17 protein-coding genes are annotated in these 17,994 nt (G+C 39.7%); 6 read left to right on the plus strand and 11 right to left on the minus strand.

The features are described 5' to 3' along the window. Positions 1-6 precede the first annotated feature (6 nt). Positions 7-477: a YciE/YciF ferroxidase family protein gene (locus AC0IWE_RS11460; protein WP_471794031.1), complete on the minus strand. Its 471-nt coding sequence runs from the start codon at positions 475-477 to the stop codon at positions 7-9. 108 nt (positions 478-585) lie between these two features. Then, positions 586-789, minus strand: coding sequence for a hypothetical protein (locus tag AC0IWE_RS11465; RefSeq protein WP_471793166.1), 204 nt, complete (start codon positions 787-789; stop codon positions 586-588). Positions 790-1,016: 227 nt separating this feature from the next. Here AC0IWE_RS11465 and AC0IWE_RS11470 point away from each other — a divergent pair, with 227 nt between their 5' ends. From AC0IWE_RS11470 to AC0IWE_RS11485, 4 genes are all read left to right on the plus strand, one after another. Continuing rightward, on the plus strand, positions 1,017-1,502 hold the full coding sequence (locus tag AC0IWE_RS11470; RefSeq protein ID WP_471793167.1) for a CinA family protein: 486 nt from the start codon (positions 1,017-1,019) through the stop codon (positions 1,500-1,502). Positions 1,503-1,513: 11 nt separating this feature from the next. Further along, positions 1,514-2,191 (plus strand): DUF6766 family protein, encoded by a 678-nt coding sequence (locus AC0IWE_RS11475; protein WP_471793168.1) that lies wholly within the window; start codon positions 1,514-1,516, stop codon positions 2,189-2,191. Between the two features lie 373 nt (positions 2,192-2,564). Next, positions 2,565-2,903 (plus strand): ankyrin repeat domain-containing protein, encoded by a 339-nt coding sequence (locus tag AC0IWE_RS11480; protein WP_471793169.1) that lies wholly within the window; start codon positions 2,565-2,567, stop codon positions 2,901-2,903. 48 nt (positions 2,904-2,951) lie between these two features. Continuing rightward, positions 2,952-4,475, plus strand: coding sequence for an FAD-dependent oxidoreductase (locus AC0IWE_RS11485; RefSeq protein ID WP_471793170.1), 1,524 nt, complete (start codon positions 2,952-2,954; stop codon positions 4,473-4,475). Between the two features lie 435 nt (positions 4,476-4,910). Here the strand turns inward: AC0IWE_RS11485 and AC0IWE_RS11490 are convergent, their stop codons facing one another. The 7 genes from AC0IWE_RS11490 to AC0IWE_RS11520 all read right to left on the minus strand — a co-directional run bounded on the left by AC0IWE_RS11490 (position 4,911) and on the right by AC0IWE_RS11520 (position 15,020). Further along, entirely contained in the window at positions 4,911-5,738 is an 828-nt protein-coding gene (locus tag AC0IWE_RS11490; protein ID WP_471793171.1) for a transporter, read from the minus strand. Between the two features lie 40 nt (positions 5,739-5,778). Then, positions 5,779-6,510 (minus strand): DUF3891 family protein, encoded by a 732-nt coding sequence (locus tag AC0IWE_RS11495; RefSeq protein ID WP_471793172.1) that lies wholly within the window; start codon positions 6,508-6,510, stop codon positions 5,779-5,781. A gap of 137 nt (positions 6,511-6,647) precedes the next feature. Beyond that, positions 6,648-7,622, minus strand: coding sequence for a TIGR03885 family FMN-dependent LLM class oxidoreductase (locus AC0IWE_RS11500; RefSeq protein WP_471793173.1), 975 nt, complete (start codon positions 7,620-7,622; stop codon positions 6,648-6,650). Between the two features lie 200 nt (positions 7,623-7,822). Continuing rightward, positions 7,823-8,344: a YciE/YciF ferroxidase family protein gene (locus tag AC0IWE_RS11505; RefSeq protein WP_463493376.1), complete on the minus strand. Its 522-nt coding sequence runs from the start codon at positions 8,342-8,344 to the stop codon at positions 7,823-7,825. 75 nt (positions 8,345-8,419) lie between these two features. Further along, positions 8,420-12,472 carry a malto-oligosyltrehalose synthase gene (treY, locus tag AC0IWE_RS11510; RefSeq protein WP_471793174.1) on the minus strand — a complete coding sequence of 1,351 codons (4,053 nt, stop codon included), beginning with the start codon at positions 12,470-12,472 and terminating at the stop codon, positions 8,420-8,422. Further along, positions 12,465-14,333 (minus strand): malto-oligosyltrehalose trehalohydrolase, encoded by a 1,869-nt coding sequence (gene treZ / locus AC0IWE_RS11515; RefSeq protein ID WP_471793175.1) that lies wholly within the window; start codon positions 14,331-14,333, stop codon positions 12,465-12,467. Before treZ ends, treY begins: the two co-directional genes overlap by 8 nt. Before the next feature lie 237 nt (positions 14,334-14,570). After that, the gene (locus AC0IWE_RS11520; RefSeq protein WP_471793176.1) at positions 14,571-15,020 is read right to left on the minus strand and encodes a DUF4142 domain-containing protein; all 450 of its coding nucleotides are present in this window, start codon (positions 15,018-15,020) and stop codon (positions 14,571-14,573) included. A 434-nt stretch (positions 15,021-15,454) separates the two neighbouring features. Between AC0IWE_RS11520 and AC0IWE_RS11525 the strand changes: the two genes are divergently transcribed. Continuing rightward, complete coding sequence (locus AC0IWE_RS11525; RefSeq protein ID WP_471793177.1) at positions 15,455-16,930, plus strand: sensor histidine kinase; 1,476 nt, start codon at positions 15,455-15,457, stop codon at positions 16,928-16,930. Between the two features lie 114 nt (positions 16,931-17,044). On the opposite strand, the gene AC0IWE_RS11530 is transcribed toward AC0IWE_RS11525, so the two are convergent. Next, positions 17,045-17,242 carry a hypothetical protein gene (locus AC0IWE_RS11530; protein ID WP_471793178.1) on the minus strand — a complete coding sequence of 66 codons (198 nt, stop codon included), beginning with the start codon at positions 17,240-17,242 and terminating at the stop codon, positions 17,045-17,047. Then, complete coding sequence (locus AC0IWE_RS11535; RefSeq protein WP_471793179.1) at positions 17,239-17,493, minus strand: BLUF domain-containing protein; 255 nt, start codon at positions 17,491-17,493, stop codon at positions 17,239-17,241. Before AC0IWE_RS11535 ends, AC0IWE_RS11530 begins: the two co-directional genes overlap by 4 nt. A gap of 186 nt (positions 17,494-17,679) precedes the next feature. Between AC0IWE_RS11535 and AC0IWE_RS11540 the strand changes: the two genes are divergently transcribed. Further along, on the plus strand, positions 17,680-17,949 hold the full coding sequence (locus tag AC0IWE_RS11540) for a Gfo/Idh/MocA family protein (protein WP_471793180.1): 270 nt from the start codon (positions 17,680-17,682) through the stop codon (positions 17,947-17,949). The last annotated feature ends 45 nt before the right edge of the window (positions 17,950-17,994 follow it).

The following is a 17,994-nucleotide window of genomic DNA, read 5'->3' on the forward strand; positions in this document are numbered from 1 at the left end:
TTTATGTTATAATTCGTCTGCTGCTTTATAATTAACTTCATTTCCGGCAATATCAGAGAGTTTACTGTCGGCAAGTTTCTCTTCAGAAAGGGTTTGTTCAAGCACATCTGCTATTTCCTGAAGCCCAAGCGTTGTGGCTAACTGATAAAGCCCGTTGTAAGCAGCAATTTCATAGTGTTCTACCTTTTGCGATGCCAATATAATACCTGCATCTCTTGTGGCACTTCCGGGCTGGGTTTCTTCAATTACACCCTCTCCTTCTTTGGTTAATCCCTCCATAGCATCACACTTTTTAGCTACGGCTTTTTCGCCAAGTAGCGTAAATATTTGCTCTATCCGTGCTACATGTCCTTTTGTTTCGCTCAGGTGAGATTCTATAGCAGATATGAGTGCTGAAGAAGTTGAAGCAGAAATCATTTTTGGAAGTGATTTAACAAGGTGGTTCTCGGCCCAGTAAAGGTTGCGGATACCATCAATAAAAAAGTTCTTTGAGTGGGGAAGATTCCCCCGTTTACCGTTTTGGTACTCAGCTTAGGTGAGCTACCGCTGTCTTGTTTTTTCATGTATGTTTTGTTAGGTAAAATTTTAAATGCCCCGGATCAAGGGATTTTCATCCGTTTCTTCGTTCTTGTTACCTGCTTCTCCGGACAATGCATTGTTTTCTGATGCCATCGGCTCACTGTTTATACTTGCTTTTCCGGCAATGCCACGGTAATCCGCGTTTTCCGGTAGCTCGGTTTCTTTAGGTAAACTGGTCTGGGAAGTGGTTTCCTGTTGATTGTTTTCCATAGTTGTGATGATTATTCTGTTAATAATTGCAGATGGCTTTTAAAAAGAACCTTCACAAAAACAAAAGGTTTTATAAATTTTTACGTTTTTCCCACAGAATTTCTTCGGTTATGCCTGCTTAATTACCAATAAGGCCCTACAACCATAAGTTTTAACACTTCGTAAAAACCACTACAGAAAAAAGAATGTTTAAGTAATGAACCTAACAGGGGAAACATCAATAAAATATGATCAGCGAAACACTTATACAGGTGGGCAAAATGCTCATTACTAAAAAGCTTTCTCTGGCCTTTGCAGAAAGCGCAACGGCAGGCCGTTTAACTGCCGATTTTTCATTAATAGACAATGCAGGCAATTTTCTTAAAGGAGGAATAGCTTGTTACGATGCCAGTTTGAAAGAAGCTTTATTAAATGTAGACCATGCCCTTATCGAAAAATTTACCCCTGAATCTATGGAGGTAACAAAGGCTATTGCCGAAGGGCTTGAAGAGCTTATCCCGGCAGATATCCACATCGGCGTTACAGGACTTACCTGCCCGGGCGGAAGTGAAACCACCGAAAAACCAGTAGGAACCATGTTTGTTTATGCCCACAGCAATGGCAAACATATTTTTTCCGAACGGATGAACTTTCACGGAAATCAAACAGAAATTGTTGCAGGTACAGTAGAAAGAAATGCTCAGTTGCTGCATAACTACCTTAACACCATATAAATCAACATAAAATGACCAACGATAAAAGGTTCCCTAAAAAAACCTGGCTTTATAGAAACGGACTCTCTGTATTTTTCATTACCATTTTTATCATCACACTTGCTGCACAGGCATTTACGGGCTGGAAAGAACATAATAATGAATTAAATGACGAGAAAGCTGCATCAATATCGCTTAGCACCTACCTGTGCAGCGGGCACTTTATTTCGGCCACCTTCGAAAATTTTGAAAGTGAGTTTTTGCAAATGGCTTTATATGTAGCCCTTACAATTTCGCTGAGACAGATTGGCTCGGCAGAATCTAAAAAACTAGACGAACCTGAAGAGGTAGACCGCGAACCAAAAGCTTCGCCTGAGGCTCCGTGGGCAGTAAGAAAAGGTGGGTGGATACTCAAAGTTTATTCGCATTCGCTTTCCATTGTGTTTGGGATTTTATTTTTGATCAGTTGGGCACTCCACTTTTATGGCAGCTGGCAGGATAACAACATCTCACTGCAGCTTAAAGAAAAATCAACGATAAGCATGATTGAATACCTAGGCGAACCGAATTTCTGGTTTGAAACTTTCCAGAATTGGCAAAGCGAATTTTTATCGGTGGCTTCAATCGTTATATTAACAATATTCCTCAGACAGAAAGGATCTCCGGAATCTAAACCGGTAGATGCCCCGGATATGGAAACCGGAAAATAAACGGAAAAGTGTTAGGAATAACTGTTAAAAAAGGTATTCTATTTTGCCAGCCTAAAAAAAATCAAACCAAACGGTTCGGTTCACAGTTCTAATATTACTTATTGAACTATAAAATTAGCAATTTAAAAACTTTTAGGTTAACAACTAAACTTGCAACTTATTGATATACAACCTAATTAAACTCATTCATAAATAATTTTAAACCAAATGGAAAATATCGAACAGCTGATTATACCTGGTTCTCAGAAAAAGGAGAAACAGAGGTTATAAGAGAGCTTATTAAGCGCGGAGTAAACCTAAACTTTCGTGATGAAAAAAGGTTTTCACACCACTTATTATTGCCTGTTACAATAATCAGCTTGAAACGGCCAAATTGTTACTGGAAAACGGAGCCGACATTAATAGTGGCGATGCCGGAGGAAACACTGCCTTGATGGGCGCAAGTTTTAAAGGTTATCTTCCTATTGTAGCCTACCTGATTTCGCAAGGGGCTGCGCTTAACCTTCAGCATGGAAACGGGGGTACTGCCTTAATGTTTGCAGCCATGTTTGGTAGAAACGACGTGCTCGAATTATTACTTGCAAGCGGAGCTGATGCCGATATAAGAGACGTTAGAGGGCAAACTGCTGCTGATTTGGCAAGCATGCAGGGAAATGAGGAAGCACTAAAACTGTTGGACAAGGAAAAAATCGATCAGCAGGCAGGTGATTAATGTGAAATAAGAGCAATAAATAATGCACACCTAAATACTTAAAGCCATATGAAAAACAATAAAAAAAATGGACGGGATGGGAACAATATCAGCCTTTGGCAAGCGAGCGAAAAGATCGAAAATTCCCAGCAAGAAAATAGCACCGACATTTATGATGCACTGATTATTGGCGGAGGCATTACAGGGCTAACTACAGCCTATAACCTCCAGCGCGAGGGAAAAAAATGCCTGCTTGTTGATGCCCATAATTTAGGTTATGGTACAACCGGAGGGACCACTGCCCACTTAAATACATTTTTTGATGCCACCTACCCGGAAATTGACAGCGATTTTGGAAAAGATGCGTCTAAGCTGATTGCAGCAGCTGGTAAAAAAATGATCGCATACATCAAAAATAATATTGATGAACTTCATATTGATGCCGATTTTGAATACAAGGATGGTTATCTTTTCTCTCAAAATGATGAGGAAACGGAACAACTTCAACAAATTCTCAGCTCATCTCAAGAGGCTGGCGTAGCGGTAACCGAATCTGAAAAAAACGGTGTTCCCATCGAATTTCAATATTCTATCTGCTTTAAGGAGCAGGCACAGTTTCACCCGTTAAAATACATTTACGGACTAGCAAAAGGTTTTAAACAGCTCGGCGGAGAAATATTGGAAGGAGTTAAGATTAAAGAAACAACATTTAAAGAAGGTATCCACACGGCAGCTTTTACAGGGGGAGAAATTAAGGCAAAAAACCTGGTATGGGCAACCCATATTCCGCCAGGAATCAATATTCTTTCGCTTCGCAATGCACCTTATCGTAGCTACGTGCTGGCGGCAACATTAAGTGATGATGCCTACCCAGAATGTCTTTCGTACGATATGAAAGAACCATATCATTATTTCAGGAGCCATGAAATAGATGGTCAGAAATATTTGATTATAGGTGGTGCCGATCACAAAACCGGTCATGATGATCCGGAAAAGGCTTTTGAAGATCTTGAAAACTATGCCAGCCAACATTTTAAAATAGCCGAAATAAATTTCCGTTGGTCATCACAATATTATGTTCCTGTGGATGGATTACCTTATATCGGCCAAATGCCTGGAGGAGATGATAGGACATACCTTGCTACAGGTTTTAATGGTAACGGAATGATTTTCGGGAGCCTTTCGGGAGCACTGATTACCGATCTGATTTTGGACAAAGAAAATGAATTTACCAAACTGCTTTCACCATCAAGGCTGAAACCTATTTCCGGTTTTAGTGAATTTGTTAAAGAAAACGCCGATGTTGCCTATCATTTTGTGGCCGACCGTTTTGGTAATCAGGTATTGGATTCATTAAATAACCTGGCAAATGGCGAAGGAAAAATTGCATCGTTTGATGGCGAAAAACTGGCCATTTACAAAAGTGAAGAAGGAAAAGTTACCGCGCTTGATCCGGTATGTACCCATGCAGGATGTATAGTGAACTGGAATGCGAGCGAAAAAAGTTGGGATTGCCCTTGCCATGGCGGAAGGTTTGATACTGATGGTTGCGTGCTCACAGGCCCTCCCCGTGAATCGTTAAAAAAAAGTTGAAATTTCGGGAAATAAAATTGCGAATGAAGCATAATAGCTTCATTTAAAGCGTATTAAAGGAGGCTGTATCATTAAACAATTTTTATTGAGACTATGTAGTGCTGATACTGTAGAAATACCTTATTAGGTGCTTAATCGAGCAAATTCTAACAAAAAGCGTAGTCATCTCGACTGGAACGCAGTGGAATGGAGAGATATATCCCATTAGATTTAGCGATCCTTGTAAGATTGCTTCGTCGGCTGAAAAAGCCTTCTCACAATGACGATAAACTGAGGAAATTCATTTCTGGAAAATCTTTTCATTAGTATCCCCGCATACTCTAGGAGGACGAAGCACTACAAAATTATTCCGTGTTAATCTGTGTTTCCGTGGCAAAAACCACTTATCAGTTTTATTAATTGATTTTTATTTGGTTGATGATCAATTTTCCGCGTTTATAACCTGAAAGAGAGTCCTACAAAGTAGCTTTTCCTGGCATCGTGCTGGATGCCATAATTAAATCCACCATCGATAAGGAAATCTTTTGATAACTCATATTGCAATGCAGCATTAAGAAAGTTTTTTAGGTGCTCATCTTTAAATTCGTAGGTATAATAAGTTTCAATAATGCCATCAAGCTTTTTGGTAAGCGGGTGCGAAACGGTAAGCGTTTGTAATAGCTCATTGTGATGGCCATTTCCTTCCTCATCCTGTAAACGGTCTGCTTCAACCTGAAAACCCAATTTCCAGTCGTTTCCTAATTTAATACTCATCGGGATAATAATACCACCTTCGTATTGGCTCTCCTGATCTGCATGTGAAGTTGGAAACTTGAGATATGGAAGCAGAGCAATGGCAAATTTTCCTTTATCATTGCCCAAAATATTTTGTTTTAACCTAAAGGTGATATCGCCAAAGCCACTGCTCCGCTCAACACTCCCTTCAGAATCAAAATCTTTTTTTACTACATAACTCTCAAATGTAAATTGAATAGCTGTGGAATGGGTGAGCCCAAGCTTAATATTGGCCTGGTTAAAAAGATATTCATCACTCCTGCCATCATCTTTATTTTCCCGCTGAAAGCGCATTAGATCAGTTTCGAACTGAAAATGCCCGGCATCAACAGTTTGCGGACTTTCGGTTACATCTGGCCTGTCGGTTTCCATTTCGCGCAAACTATCTTTAGGAACTGGCTTAAATAGATGATAAAAGGGTTTTTGCTGTCCGAAAGCTTCAATACTGAAAATACTTAGCAGAGCGAGAATTAAAATACTGTTTTTCATTTTTAACATTTACGTATAAACAAGAGTTAAATGAGAAAGTTTAGGCTTTAGCTGAATCCTGGAGGTTTTTAAATTTTAAGCCAATTTGCACTACCTCCGCTTTTTCAAAAGCTGCTCTAAAGGCTTTATCATTAGGAAAAGTAAGTTTATCGAGATGCCTGCACTCGTAATCGACATTAAATTCGCCTATTTCGAAAGGCCACGGAGAAATTACCAGGCAATCATTTTCCATAAAAAGCTCATATGTTTTGCCAGTCGGACCTTGGCCAATTTCTACTTTTCGGCCTTCTGGTGGAATAATTTCTTGACAGATAATTAAAGAAAGTGCATCACAAAACTCCAATAATTCATAAGCACGGTTTACTTCTGCTTCGCTTACTTTGGCAGATTTAAGCCAGTATTTTTCCTTTTTTTGCAGATACGAAAGAAATTTTTTCGCCTTTGGTTCATTTCCATGTGTAAATGCAATATGCCTGGAAACCAACAGGGCAATAAAACTGCCTTTCATTTCTGCACGGTTAATGAGTTGGGTAGAGAGGTGTTCGTCAAAATTATTCATTTTAAAATCAACCGGACCACCGTTCGCATTTACCAGCGGGCCGCATTCCAACTCATTAAATACATCATCATGTTCTGCGGTTGCAATCAGAATATCCACCCAACGCACCAGCTGATCAGAAAGTTTCCACCGGGCACAGATCTGTGCAGCCAAAAGTCCATGAGAACGCTGCGCAATTATCTGCCAGCCGTTTGCTTTATAATTTACAATCATTAAATATTTTTCTTTCCAAATTTACCTGCAATGGATATCCTTAAAACCGGGATAATTGAGGTATTGTTTAAGCAGGGAGGTAATTTTGAAAAAGAATTTACGATCAACTCAAATCAATGGGATAATAAGCAGCATTATTACGCTACAATATCATTTAAAGCCGGAAGAATATGCGTTCCAAAATCACTTATAAATTTCGATTGTTCGCGGTTTACGTTATGAAGGGTAATTCCGTTGAATCCTATTTTAACAAAATCCGTTAACCAATCAATGTGCTGCGAAATCTTATTCGATATCAGCACATGTTTGTGCATCTCCTCAGGGGATACCATTTTCGCCGCTTCATCAAAATGCGCTGTTGTTGGCAAATCACCGAGCAAGCCTGCAGAAAATATATTTGTTCGCCATTGCTCATGGGCTCCCTCAATTGCTTTCTGTTCATTTTCTGCATAAGATAGCTGAACTTTCAGATAAACTGGTTTTCCTTGGCCACCGCCGCTTCTAAATACATTTATCAATTCCTGCAATTCATCAGGCGGGCGGTGGGTGGTAATTAACCCATCTGCCCAGGCACCGGCCCAATACGCGGTTTCTTTACTCACCGCAGCGCAAATAAGCTGTGGTTTTTGGCCCGGCAAGGTATAAAGCTTAGCATTTTCGGTTACTACTAGCCCATTATGGTTAACTGTTTCTCCTTCCAGCAACCTGGTTACAATATCATAACACTCACGCAGGCGTTGGTTACGTACAGTTTTTTCTGGCCATTTTTCTCCTGTTATAGATTCATTAAGGGCCTCACCGCTTCCGAGAGCTGCCATAAACCTGCCGGGAAACATTTCATTCAAAGTGGCAATTGCCTGTGCAACAATAGCCGGATGATAACGCTGCCCAGGACAGCAAACTATACTATAAGGAAGGGAGGTAAGTGCCATTGCAGCCCCAAGCCACGCAAAACTGAAGCCACTTTGCCCCTGCCTGCTGCTCCACGGATGAAAATGATCTGAACTGGAAATACCACCAAAACCAGCTGATTCTGCGGCAACGGCATACTTTAAAAGTTCACTTGGGGCAAACTGTTCATGAGAAGCATGATAAGAAAATATTGTTTTCATTTGGTTTAAGGGAGATGAGGTTTGAGCGAAAATGGGAGCATCTAAACCTGAAGGGAATAAAAAAAGACTGTATCATAATTAATCCCCTAAAGATTATGTCATTTAGCCTAAAGAAACACCGTAATGGTTATTTATATTAGTGATTCACAAACTTAGCATGACAAATTACAATTATGATACAGCCTTTTTAAATGTGTTTTTTAAGCTGAAACGCCTGTATTTGCTTCACTCAGCGCTATTTCTGTTAACAAACTATCGGTATCTTTTTCTTCAGCAAGTGTGGCAGCAAGTAATTCTTCGGCTTCCGAATGCTCCATCAGCTTTGCAAAGGTTACCAAGGTACCATAACTCGCAATTTCATAATGTTCAACTTTTTGGGCAGCTGTAATTAATGCAGCATCAAGCACTTGAGGATCATCACTAAAGCTTTCGATAATTTCGTCTGCCTCTTCAAGCAGCCCCTGCATTGCTTTGCATTTTTTAGCACGCGCATTAATGCCTAATGATTCAAAAACCTGTTTCAATCGGTCAATCTGTCCTTCGGTTTGACTGTAATGGGTTTGGAAAGCATCTTTTAACTTTTCACTTCCGGCAGCATCGGTAAGTTTTTTAAGGCCTTTAAGCAATTGCTTTTCCGCACCAAGTATATCCTTTAATTCATCTACGAATAATTCATGCAGATGCGCATTTGGCATCTGTACATCATTTTTTTTATTTGCCATATTTTTATAGTTTAATGTTCATTATAAAAACATTGCTCGTTAAAAAAAGGTTTAAAAAATTTGAATACTTTACCATTAAGCCCTGCCGGTCCTTTCTGCCATTTTTAGAAGATTTTGTGCTATTTCTTCCCAAGGCAATTGCTGCTCCAGTTTCCACTCCCAATTTCCCTCTGCCGTTCCGGGAAGGTTAATCCTGCTGTTTCCACCTAAGCCAAGCACATCCTGCAATGGAACAATTACGGTATCTACAGCAGCTGAATAAGCGAGATTTAACATGGCAGTACCGATATTTGAATCATCTACCTGAAAACCAAAATATTCAGAAATCCTTAATCTGGTATCATTGTCTGTTTCAGCATCGTACCACCCCTTTACTGTATTGTTATCGTGGGTACCGGTGTAAACAAATGAATTTGTATTGCCAAAATTATGCGGAATATTTGGAGAAGAAGGCAAGTCGGCCCCGAAGGCAAACTGCAATACTTTCATTCCCGGAAGTCCGAAATTATCTCTGAGTTTATTCACATCATCGGTTATTTCGCCAAGGTCTTCAGCAATAAGTGGTAGCTCTTTTAAGCTCTTTTTAAGGATTGAAAACAATTTTTCGCCCGGTCCGGGTTTCCATACCCCGTTAATAGCCGATTCATCGGCAGCATTTACTTCCCAATAAGCAGAAAATGCCCTGAAATGGTCTAATCGAATGATGTCGAATCTTTCCAGATTCTTTTTTATGCGGTTTACCCACCAACTGTAATCATTTTTCTCCATGCTGGCAAAATTGAACGTTGGCATGCCCCATAACTGGCCGCTGGCGTTGAAATAATCGGGAGGAACACCTGCAATGGTGATCATTTTTTTATCTGCATCAAGGTTAAAATTTTCTGGTTCAGACCATACTTCTACCGATCCGTAATCAGGATAAAATGGCAGATCGCCGATAAGCTTTACCGATTTTTTATTGGCATAGGCTTTAAGTTTATGCCATTGCCTAAAAAACATAAACTGCTCCCATTTTATCTGCCGAAGTGCTTCAGCTGATTCTTCTGTAAATGCCAATAGCTTAGCGTTATCCTTAAACTTAAACTCCGCAGGCCATTTGTACCAGTTTTGCTCTTTAAAGTGTGCGCCCAATACAACAAACAAAGCATAATCATCAAGCCAATCCTTTTCATTTGAACAAAAGGCATCAAAAGCTTTCAAAAGGTCATCATGGGTAGAGCGGGTAAAATTTTCGAATGCTTTTTTTAATAAAGCACTTTTCTTTTTTTGTGTTTCCTGATAATTTATCCGGTCGGCATTTGCTTGTAAAGCATTTTCTAAATCGGATTCATCTACAAGCCCATCGTTGTATAATTCCTCCGGACTGATCAAAAGTACATTTCCGGCCATTGCAGAAGGCGAAGAATACGGAGAATGGCCTTTATCGGGCATTACCGGGTTAAGCGGGAGTACCTGCCAGTACTGATGCCTGCTCTGGTGTAAAAAATCGATAAATTTATAAGCCTCCGAGCCAAAATCGCCTATACCAAACGCACTTGGAAGGGAGTTTACAGGTAATAATATCCCTGCAGTTCGCTTATTTTGCTTTGGAATAAGTTTAATCACTGCTACAGGAAAGGCCTTGAAAAGTGTGCCTACATCAATTCCTTTTTTAAGAAAATCTTTATGCCCCTCTTTTTTATTCAACAGATCCGACCATGCCAACGGCGCACCATCCGGTAGTAATATTTGTGTATCCTGCCAGTCAATATTTCTAACGTCTACCTTCTGTTCTCTGCATAAGTGGGCTGCACCTAACGGTATGGCGATTATTATATAGCTATCCTCAAATTTCCTTGCAAAGGCGAAAACATTTGCTGCATAGCTACCTATGGTTTTCAATGGAATATAAGTACCTTCTTCAAATAGGCCGTTTTCAGCTTTTCTAAGTCCTAATAAATTTTTAGTGAGCCAAAGCTTAATTTTACCTGAAAAGCGTTCTTCCCAAAGTACTTTTGATGTGGCATTTGATAAATCATCCAGGTATACTGTTCTAAGATCGTAATCTACTGGCCGGCGGTTATCCGGATCTACCAGACTTAAATCCCACAGCTCGCTCCCCTGGTAAACATCGGGAACTCCGGGGCAGGTAAATTTAAGCACCAACTGCGCCAAACTGTTAACCACAGCAAAATCACCAATATGTTGAAGAAAACCGATTATTTTTTCTCTAAAAGGATATTTTTTATCAGCTAAAGCGAGCGCAAAACGGCTCAGTTGCTCTTCATATGCAAGGTCAGGCTCGGCCCAGTCTGAACGCTTTTTCGCTTCGCGGAGTGCTTTCTGAATAAATTGCTCAAGGCGGTTTTCTATATCATCAGCATCCGTATTTGGGAAAGGAAGTGCACCAACCAGGGTTTGGAACACCATGTAAATATCGTTAGGGTGCAAGGATTTAAAATCTGGGATATCTTTACTGAGCGTTTCTACTGAAACCTGTAATTTTGCAACGAGGACGTCCCATTCATCGTAAAGATCGGTTAATACGTTCAATCTCGCCCGTATATCCTCCCCTTTTTTGGTATCGTGGGTCGAACTTCCGTTCATGGCCAAAGGCCAATTGTTAAAACGATCGAGCATATATTGGTGAAATTGCCCTGTTGTTATTCCAAATGAATCAGGAGCATCGCCAACCTCACTATGGCCAATAAAACGGTTGTAGGTAAACATTGCTGTATCTTCTACACCTTTAGCCATTAAAGGCCCTGTAAATTGCATCAACCGCTGGTAAAACGCAGCTACTTTTACATTATAATCATCATTTCCCTTGAGTGGTTCCTCTAAAAGTGCATTGTAAAGCAATTTTGCTGATTTCTCTAAGGTTTCATCTTTTAATATTGGTTCAAAAATTTGCACCAGGTTTTCCCGGCTTTCTCCGGTTAAAGGAAAAACATAATTATAATACCTGTAAACCGGCATGCCAATCATTAATTCCCCGATGGTGTTCCGAAGCTCATCTTTTTCAGTTTCCTTAATTTCGATAAGGTTTAACGATAGGAATAAGGCAAGCAAATTGTTGAGTTCTCCCTGCATGTGCCCGAAAAGGATATCTTTTTTCTTTTCGCGGATCAGCGCATTTGGGTCGAGTTTTTTACCTGTTATCTCCCGATAAGTTTTTTCGAAAGGTTTTACAGCCGCTTTGTTTGTAAACAGATTGTTTACCTGGGCAAGAAAATCGTAGCCTGTGGTTCCCTGTACCTCCCAATTTTGAGGCAGCTCTTCACCCTGTTCTAAAATTTTCTCTACCACAATATACAGATCGTTTCCAGCTGCTTCCCTGAGGTTGTCGATGTACTTTTGTGGATCATAAAGTCCATCAATATGGTCAATTCTAAGTCCTTGAAATATACCTTTATCAACCAAAGAAAAAATGTATTGGTGATAAGCTTTAAAAACACTTATGTTTTGAATGTTTAAGCAAATCAATCCGTTAACGGTAAAAAACCTCCTATAATTGATCTTGCTGTCTGTTTCATTCCATGCGCAAAGCCGGTAATGCTGCTGTTCCGCAATTTGTAAAATCTCCTGTTTGTTTGCATTCAATTCTTTCAGATTTGCCTTTTCCAATTTGGCTGTACTTGCTGCATTAAGCGGCCATTCCATGCCGCTGGTATTTATAAAATATTTCTCATTTTGTTTTGAAATACTTACTGCACCATCTTCAATTGACTGATCAAGACTTGTACCCAAAAAAGGCACCATTACTTTACCATCTTCAAGTGTAAAATCAATATCAAAGTAAGGGGCATATTCAGATTCGGACCCATTTTCGAGTACATCCATAAGCCATTTATTGGATGGATGAAATGCCATGTGGTTGGGTACGATATCCTGCAGCCAGCTAATGCCTGCTGCTTTGAGTTTTTCCGCTATTGCAATCAATTGTGCTTCTGTTCCTATTTCGGGATTTAAACGCAAGGGGTTTACCACATCATAACCATGTGTACTCCCGGGAACGGCTTCAAAAATTGGCGATGCGTATATTGTATCTACCCCCAAAGCAACCAGGTAAGGAATAATTTTATCGAAGGCGGCCAGGTTAAAATCTTTATGGAACTGGATGCGATATGTTGATTTTGGTTTAAACATGTTTTTGTGTAATTATAACAATAGATTCGGGTGATGAAATAAATTTACCTTCTGTGATGTTTTCTGACGAAGTTATGCCTGGGCCACCCCATTCAACAGCAGAAGAATCGAGGATGAGTGACCATTTATCTAAACTTCCTCCAATTGGTAAATCTTGCTTTTGCTGGGAAAAATTAAGGATACAAAGTATTTTATTTTCATCTTCTCCTCTGGTTAGCAATATGCAATTTTGCTCCTGAAAAGCCTGTGCATGGGTAGCACCCCGATCAAGAACTGAAAGTGCAGGATGTGTTTTACTAAGGGTGATGAGTTTTTTGTAATAGTTAAGCATGGTGTTATGCTGCAGTTTTTCAATTTTCGCCCAATCGGCTTTTGATTGTAAAAAAGTTTCTTCTGATTGGGGATCAGGCGTTTCATCACCATTGTGGAAATATGCAAACTCTGCCTTACGTCCTTTCATTACCGCTTCTGCAAGTTCTGCGCCCTCATGGCTTGTAAAAAATAAAAAAGGGTTTGTTTCGGCCCATTCTTCTCCCATAAATAAAAGCGGTATAAACGGACTGCAGAATACTGCACCTGCCATTAATTTAAGCATTTCGAAGCTCACCAGTGTGGCCGACCGCTCCCCGAGCATTCGGTTGCCCACCTGATCATGATTTTGCGAAAACACAACGAATTGCGCACCAGCGTTCCCTGTTGCAGGTGCTCCGAACTTTTTATCTCTGTGGGCAGAATATTGACCATCATAAACATAGGCATCATTGTACGATTTAGCCAGGCTGCCCACTCCGTCAAAATCTGAATAATAGCCATTTTTTTCCTGCCCTGCAGATACACGAAGTGCGTGGTGAAATTCATCAATCCATTGGGCATCCATTCCGTAACCGCACTGGTGGGTAGGATTGATAAAACGGTTATCGTTCAAATCAAGCTCAACAATAAGCCGGTGATCTTTCCCTGTTGCTCTTGAAAGGTCTAAAACCTTGTTTTTTATCTCTTTTAAAATATGTTCAGGTCCAAAATCACGCAGGGCATGTACCGCATCAAGGCGGAGTGCATCGATATGAAAATCACGGAACCACATCAATGCATTTTCGATAAAATAATTGCGTACGCCATCGCAACCGGCATCATCAAAATTAATTGCCTTTCCCCATGGGGTAGCATATTTATCAGTAAAATAAGGGCCAAACTGATCAAGATGGTTGCCTTCAGGCCCGATATGGTTGTAAACAACATCCAGTATTACGGCCAATCCCTTTTCATGGCATGTATTTACCAATTGCTGCAGGGCAAGCGGCCCACCATAAGAATGCTGTACAGCAAAAGGATATACCCCATCATAACCCCAGTTTCGGTTGCCTGGGAACTGGGCGAGCGGCATAATTTCGATAGCGGTTATGCCCAGTTCGATTAAATAATCAAGCTTGGTTTCGATCGATTTCAGATCGCCCTGAGGTGTAAAAGTTCCGGTATGGAGTTCGTAAATGATAAAATCTTTTAAGCTGATTCCTTTCCAAGCAGCATCGGTCCATTTAAATGCCTTTAAATCAAAGGCTTTTGAATTTCCTCCAACTCCATTTGCCTGGTAAAGTGAAGCCGGATCAGCCAACTTTAAAGTTTCTTGCTGATCATTTTCATTTTTTTGCAAAAGCTGAAACAAATATCCATCGCCCGGCTTTAGCTGATCGGTTTCGAGATGCCAATACCCACGGCCGGTTTGTTCCATTGCCAACACACGATTATCAGAAGATAAAACAATCCCTACCTGAGAAGCGGAAGGTGCCCAAAGCTGAATTTCGGCCGTTTCGCCGCCATTAAAATTTACCCCTATATTTCTCTTTAGTATATCGTTTTCCATGTATAAATTTTGTTATTACGCCAAAAACACCAGCATTTTTAATTCAGAATTAGCCTGTCCAAAAAAAAGCAACCTGGTATTGGCTGCCAAGTTGCTTTAAGGCAAAGAAAATATCACCGTATAAAAACCGGATGAATCTTTTAAGGTTAACCCAGTTTTTTCAATAGGATCTGGCCTCTTTCCGTGTGTTCTGTAATTGTAGCCAAAGCAAGGCTGGCTACATGTTTAACATGTACATCAAGTACTTTGTTTCAGCAATTCTGATACTGCCTGGTGAAGTTTTTGATGTGTATCTACCTGCCCTAGCATAAATGCCTGATCGAAGGCCTTACCGCTTGCAGCCTGAAGCTTAGCCAGCAGTGCTTTTTGTTCTGCACCGGGAGGAGGAACAACCGTACCCATATCTTTTAAAATTTTACCAATTGTTTCCTGTTCAGCAGTTTCGAATTTGGCAAACATTTTCACTTCCGGATTTACTGCCTTTGTTGCAGCCAATAAACTAGTTTGAAGTGACGCATTGCCCAATAGGGCAATTTTCGATTGAATTGCCGCTGTTGACCCCTGTGCTGATAAGGTAAAAGGCTTAAAAAATGTTCCTGCAAAAGTAGCACTGGCTCCAGCAAATACTGCCGCGCCGACGGAGGTTGTTAGAAACTTCCGACGTGAATGGTTTGTAATGTTTTTCATAGTTTTTTTCTTATAAAACATTAAAAATATTTTAAAGGTTTGGCGATTATATTTTTTTTGGATGGTTCGGGCTTTGGTTAGGCTGGCTAATAGAAAAGATTTTTCCAGCTCGCATTTACCTTCAAGGGCATGTTTTAGGTTAACGCACTCTTTTTTTTGCTTTCAAAAGCATTTTCATGAATATTTCTAAATAAAATTAGCTTTTCGGCAATTCAATTGAGGTAATTCAAGCATATGCTTTGTGCTGATATAATACAGATAAAGTAGCTGTTGGATGTGAAATACTATAATGGAAAAAACACGGAATATCAAAGGAAAAAAACACGATCTATAGGCCTAATCGATTGAAATCCACATTTTGTTTAAAGAAAAAGTTTAAAATTCAGAACAATATTGCCCGCTGAGAGTTATTGAATATTTAAAATATCCCCAGGATGGAACAAATTATTACTAACAATACAAATTCTTCCCTTAATGAACTGCGCTTTAGCGCGCTGATTAATGCGACAGCGAATGTACTGTTTCGCGCTACTCCCGACTGGAAAATTATAGCGGAATTTAATCACCATCAGGAAGCAAAAAATGAGGGATGGAACTACCTGGTTTCTGAATGGATAGAAAAATATGTTTTTGAAGATGACAGAATGTTTGTTGCCAATGCAATTAACAAGACGCTCGAAAGCCAAAGTAAATATGAACTTGAATATAGAATTATACGCGCTGATGGTTCCATTGGATGGGTTTTAGCACGTGCGGTGCCGGTATTGAATGATAAAGGCGAACTTATTGAATGGTTTGGATCTACCACCGATACAACTTATTCGCGGCAGAACAGGGATGATTTAAAGGCAGCCTACGAATTTTCAGACAAACAGAAAAGGGTTTATGAAGCCATTACAAGGAACACGCCAGATTTGATGTATGTATTCGATTTAGATTACCGTTTTACTTATGCAAATGAAGCTTTGCTGGAAATGTGGGGAAAATCGTGGAACGAGGCCATAGGAAAAGGACTGATTGAAAATGGATATGAAGCCTGGCACGCTGAAATGCATGAAAGGGAAATTGATACTGTAAAAACCACCGGGAAACCAGTTCGTGGGGAAGTTAGCTTTCCGCATGCTGTAATGGGGAGAAGAACATATGACTATATATTTACACCAATTTTTAATGATGAGGGAGTGGTTGAAGCTGTGGCTGGTACAACCCGCGATATTTCAGAGATAAGAGAGCAGGATCAGCGCAAAAATGATTTCATCGGTATTGTTAGTCACGAACTTAAAACACCTCTTACCTCGCTTCTGGCGTATCAGCAGTTGCTATCTACACAGGTTTTAAAATTTAGCGATCAGGCCATATCAAAGGCTGTAGATCAGTCGATTAAGCAAATCAGAAAAATGACGACGCTTATTACCGGCTTCTTAAGTCTTTCAAGGCTCGAATCGGGAAAGCTCATTATTGAAAAAAACCATTTTCAGCTGGAGAAACTTTTTGAAGAAATTAGAGAGGAAGTGACCATACTTCACCCCAATCATAACTTTACCTTTTGCCAGGACGAAAATTATAAAATAAATGCAGATTACCTCAAAATTTATCAGGTTATAATGAACCTGATCAGTAATGCGGTAAAATATTCAGCATTGGGTACCGAAATTAAAATCCTAACCAAAATTACCGATGATGGGTTAATGATTGAGGTTGTAGATGAGGGCGTTGGAATTTTCAAAGAAGAAATACCCAAGCTTTTTAACCGTTTTTACCGTGCAAGCTCAAATAATTTAATTTCAGGCTTTGGGATAGGTCTTTTTCTTTGCAAGCAGATCGTTACCGGCCATGGCGGAAAAATTTGGGTAGAAAGTGAACTGGATAAAGGGAGTACTTTTAAGTTTACCATTCCGAACATAAAGTAAAACTTAGCCTTTGATTATATTCTATAAAAACTGCAGCAAATTATCAGGCTTTATTTCAGCATGGAATTTTTTGCGTAATCTTTATATGAGTTTCAAAAGCTTCTTTTCTCCCCCCTACAATTTACTGCTTACTTCGTAAAAAGACTTTAAAAAGTCCAGCGCATCATTACCTTCCTGAGTATCTTCTTTGGAGAGAAAATCATCCTTAAGTTGAAAAAAGCCAGATAATTTTTCATGTTCTTCAGGATTTATGGTTTTAAAGCCCATGGTCCAATCCGGAAAATTGCGTTCTTTTTGAAATGACTCTCTCAATAAAAGTATATCCTGATGCCTATGATCGGTTTTATCATTTCAAAAAGTATTTTCACATCGCTTTCATTACCCTCTAACACCTGCATAAAACGGCCTTCATATTCCGAAAAATACCGGCCCTCCATATATAATAGCATCCCTGTAAGGCCATTTGCCTGGTTATACACCCTCGATACGTTGAGTAAACTGGTAAGGCCATCATCCGTCATTAACGCCCTGGCTTTGCTGAAGTAGATTAAATAAAATAACAAGTTGAATAAATTAAGTAAAAAACAAATCAAAATTATGAATTTATTCTCATCAGCCAATTTTGAATAGATAGATTGGGCCTTGCGAAAAGCATTCTGATTTTTAAAACCTTCTATTTAAAAAAATTGTTTTTTTAGTATTCAACATTCAACGGCGGCATATCGACCGCCGCTAAAAATCTATAATAGATGAGGAAATATAAAATAGGCATAATTGGATATGGAGGCTTTGGTAAATTCCTTCATTACTGGTGGGAAAAACTCCCTAATGTGGAAGTAGTTGCAATTGCAGATCCACACAAAAATTTTCCATCAGATGAAAATTATGTGGTTTATCGCGACTGGAGAGAATTGATCCAGGATGAAAATGTAGATATTGTAAGTATTGTTACCCCACCTGGCTTACATACCGAAATGGCTTGCGAAGCCATGAAAGCAGGCAAACATGTGCTCTTATAAAAACCTGTAGCAATAAGTGAAGAAGGCGGGCTCGAAATTATCGAA

It is taken from the genome of Pedobacter sp. AC402, from assembly GCF_979252805.1.